We start from the raw sequence: 3,761 nt of genomic DNA on the forward strand, positions 1-3,761 counted from the left end.
AGGCGGGCGAGCAGGGAGGGGCGGTCATAGGGGGATCGAATCATCATGGCAGTTGTTGCTCCAGCGGGCTGCCCAGCACTTTGAGATATTCCAGCAGCGCCCAGCGTTCCTGTGGCAGCAAGCCACGGCCGATGACGCCGTTGCCACGCTGGCCGGCACGGAATTCGTGGCCGCTGTTGTGGTTGCCGGTGATTTTGGTATCGAACACAAAGGCATTCTTGAACGCGCCGGTCTCAAAGCCGAGATGGCGCGGATCATAGTTGAAGGTGCCTTTATAGAAGGTGGTGCTGCGCTCGTCCTGGGGCGAGAGCAACTGGTAGATCGTCGGCACCGAACCGTTATGCAGGAACGGCGGCGTTGCCCAGACGCCAGCCAGTGGCCGCGCTTTGTAGGCGCGCAACTCGCGCACACCGATGGGCAGGCCGTACCCGTCCAGGCGCGGGCGTTCGGCCGGGGTCACGCCGGCGGCGCGGTAAGCGTGGTCCTCGACGAACGCGGTGACGTAGGCCAGGCCCTTGGCCACGGACATCTTTTTCAGGTCCAGTGGCTCGGTGGGCGTGGGGTGCAGTTGGACGTTGAGCCCGGCCAGCTCCGCCGGGTCCCATTGCAGGGCACTGAGGTCGTAGCGCTGGTCGGCGATGTTGTTGGCGGTGCCGGGGTCGGTGCCGATGTAGTCCACCGGCAGCATCTTCAGTTGCTGCACCGGCCGGCCGCCTTCTTGCGTGACGGTGGGCACGTGACAGCCGGCGCAGTTCTCGGCGAACAATGCGCGGCCCTGGGCGGCAAGGGGCTTGTCGATGGCGCCGAACAGGTCTTCGGGCCAGGTGGGTGGCTTGAGACGTTGCAAGGTCTCTTCGATCAGGTTCAGGTCGCGCACGCGTACGCTGGAAGGATAGCGCGCATCGCCCTGCAGGGGCTGGCCGGCGCTGTCGAAGAAGTCCAGGGTCGCGCCGACGCCGAGGGCTTCACCGATGTTGCGGGCCATGGGCTGCTGGGCCGAACCGTTCCATTGCACCCAGTCGAAGGTCCATATATCCCACAATTGCGGGTAGTCCACCGGCGCGTTGGCGATGCGATAGTTTTGCGGGGAAATGGCATCGCCAAAGCTGGCATTGGCGATGCGGCCGAAGGCGTCGGTGCGGCCCGGCCCTTCTTCGGTGGGGTATAGGCCACGGTGGGTATCGTTCCAGGCAACCTTGAGGAAGCGGTTCAGCGACTGCTTGAAGTCCTGGCGCAGTTGGCTGTGCTCGGCGTCGTAGCGCTCCCCCAGGACCTGGCGGGCGAAGCGCTCGAATTTCCACGGGTTGTAATAAGTCGCCGCAAGGCTGGCGACCAGCGCCTGGCCGAAGCTGCCGCCGCGCAAGGTCGGCACGCTCGACGGCAGTACATGCTGGGCGGAGCCGCCATCGATACGCAGGGCCTGGCCTTTGAAGTGCAGCTCGCCGGTGTGGCAGGCGGCGCAAGTGATATCCAGGTATTCAACGTTGCTGCCCGCATTTTTATGCCGGGCGAAACCCACCGGCAGGTTGCCGGGGTTTTGCGCGCTCGGCGCTTGCCGCGGGTCCACCAGGAAGCCGAAGCGGGCCAGGTACTCCGGCGAGGCAAAACGGCGCTCGGAAAAGGGCAGCTCCAGCGCGGTGAACCAGTCGTAGTGCAGGCCTTTGACCTGAGTGCCCTGGGGCGTGAAGTAATAGGTCTGGCGGTCGGCGGCACTCCATTGGTCCTGATAGTGCACCTGCTCCACGGGCACGTAGTCCGGCAGCCTGGGGTTGATCGTGTAATAGAGCACCACGGCCAGAATCAGGCCCAGTACCAGGAGGATCAGGAGTAAGACACGGGTGAAAATGCGCAAGTTAACTATCCTTGTCGGTTGTTCGCGTTGTTATGCCACTACGCCAAGGGGGCGGCAAGTGGCCATGAGTCTGGAGTGACAGGTCCCACGATCCGTCGCGGACCTGCATCATGAATGAAATTGCTTTTAAACACGTGAACTTATCAGACGTTTCCTGCTCACATGCCGGTAGCCATTGGTCGTGGCCGCCTGATAAGCTCGCGACTTTATTCGAATGCCCTTTTGGCGCATGAACAAGGAAATAGCATGAAACAGCATCGGTTGGCGGCGGCGGTGGCCCTGGTTAGCCTGGTACTTGCGGGTTGTGATTCGCAGACCAGCGTAGAGCTGAAAACCCCGGCGCAGAAAGCTTCCTACGGCATCGGCCTGAACATGGGCAAAAGCCTTGCTCAAGAAGGCATGGATGACCTGGACTCCAAAGCGGTAGCCCAAGGCATTGAAGATGCTGTCGGCAAGAAAGAACAGAAGCTCAAGGATGACGAACTGGTTGAAGCCTTTGCCGCACTGCAAAAGCGCGCTGAAGAACGCATGACCAAAATGAGTGAAGAGTCGGCAGCGGCCGGCAAGAAATTCCTCGAAGACAACGCCAAGAAAGACGGCGTGGTCACCACTGCTTCCGGTCTGCAGTACAAGATCGTGAAGAAAGCCGACGGCGCCCAGCCCAAGCCTACCGACGTCGTGACGGTTCACTACACCGGCAAGCTCACCAACGGCACTACCTTTGACAGCTCCGTGGACCGTGGCAGCCCGATTGACCTGCCGGTCAGCGGCGTGATCCCGGGTTGGGTCGAAGGCCTGCAACTGATGCACGTTGGCGAGAAGGTCGAGTTGTACATTCCGTCCGACCTGGCTTACGGCGCCCAGAGCCCGAGCCCGGCGATTCCAGCCAATTCCGTGCTGGTATTTGACCTGGAGTTGCTGGCCATCAAGGACCCAGCCAAGGCTGAAGCGGCTGACGCACCTGCTGCACCTGCCGCCAAGAAGTAATCGGCGCAGCGAATAACGACAACGCCCCGTTTCGACGGGGCGTTGTTGTTTTCGCCGACGGGTATTTACCTGGCTCCCTGCGATCTAACTGTGGGAGAGGGCTTGCCCCCGACGGCGGCCTCGGAGCCGACCAGGCTGTTGAGTCGATCCCGGTCCAAATGTGGGAGGGGGCTTGCCCCCGATGGCGGCCTCAGGGCCGACCAGGATGTTGGATTGGGTTGAGTACATATCCGTTTCTGCGGTAACGGCTGATTAGGGTTCCGCCCTGACGGCGGGTCACTTTGGAAAAGCCCCAAAGTAACCAAAGGGCTCTTGCCCCACCACTCGGCACCTCGCCTAGGCTCGGTGTGCCCTCTCTCCGGCTTGAATCCGTGGGCCGCCGCAATGGGCCATCCCTGGCCCAGTGCGGCTAACCCGGCGTCCTGCCGGGTTGCCCACGGATTCAAGCCTGCGTTCGGCCAGCGTGGTTTAACGGGGCGCCTGAGATCAAAAGCAAAAGCGCGGCGGCCTTAGAGCCGACCGGTATTTTGTGTCGATCCTGGCCAAAATGTGGGAGGGGGCTTGCCCCCGATGGCGGCCTCGGGGCCGACCAGGATGTTGAGTCGATCCCGGTCCAATGTGGGAGGGGGCTTGCCCCCGATGGCGGCCTCGGGGCCGACCAGGATGTTGAGTCGATCCCGGTCCAAATGTGGGAGGGGGCTTGCCCCCGATGGCGGCCTCAGGGCCGACCAGGATGGTGGATTGGGTTGAGTACATATCCGTTTCTGCGGTAACGGCTACTTAGGGTTCCGCCCTGACGGCGGCTCACTTTTGAAAAGCGCAAAAGTGAGCAAAACGCTCTTGCCCCACCACTCGGCACCTCGCTCATGCTCGGTGTGCCCGAACGCAGGCTTGAATCCGTGGGCCGCCGCAATGGGCCATC

3 protein-coding genes (1 of these 3 cut by a window edge) are annotated in these 3,761 nt (G+C 62.3%); 1 reads left to right on the forward strand and 2 read right to left on the reverse strand.

The genetic code is table 11. The features are described from left to right. Both BFP93_RS14880 and BFP93_RS14885 read right to left on the reverse strand, forming a co-directional pair. On the reverse strand, positions 1-28 hold the start of the coding sequence (locus BFP93_RS14880; RefSeq protein WP_065893691.1) for a catalase family protein. Its footprint begins 1,112 nt before the window's first position; 28 of the gene's 1,140 nt are visible here — the first part of the coding sequence; its start codon is at positions 26-28; its stop codon lies off the left edge, out of view. 15 nt (positions 29-43) lie between these two features. Next, the gene (locus BFP93_RS14885) at positions 44-1,852 is read right to left on the reverse strand and encodes a di-heme-cytochrome C peroxidase (RefSeq protein ID WP_065893692.1); all 1,809 of its coding nucleotides are present in this window, start codon (positions 1,850-1,852) and stop codon (positions 44-46) included. Positions 1,853-2,098: 246 nt separating this feature from the next. Between BFP93_RS14885 and BFP93_RS14890 the strand changes: the two genes are divergently transcribed. After that, on the forward strand, positions 2,099-2,839 hold the full coding sequence (locus BFP93_RS14890) for an FKBP-type peptidyl-prolyl cis-trans isomerase (protein ID WP_003190133.1): 741 nt from the start codon (positions 2,099-2,101) through the stop codon (positions 2,837-2,839). The last annotated feature ends 922 nt before the right edge of the window (positions 2,840-3,761 follow it).

Source organism: Pseudomonas sp. 44 R 15 (genome assembly GCF_900004965.1).
Classification (GTDB): domain Bacteria; phylum Pseudomonadota; class Gammaproteobacteria; order Pseudomonadales; family Pseudomonadaceae; genus Aquipseudomonas; species Aquipseudomonas orientalis_A.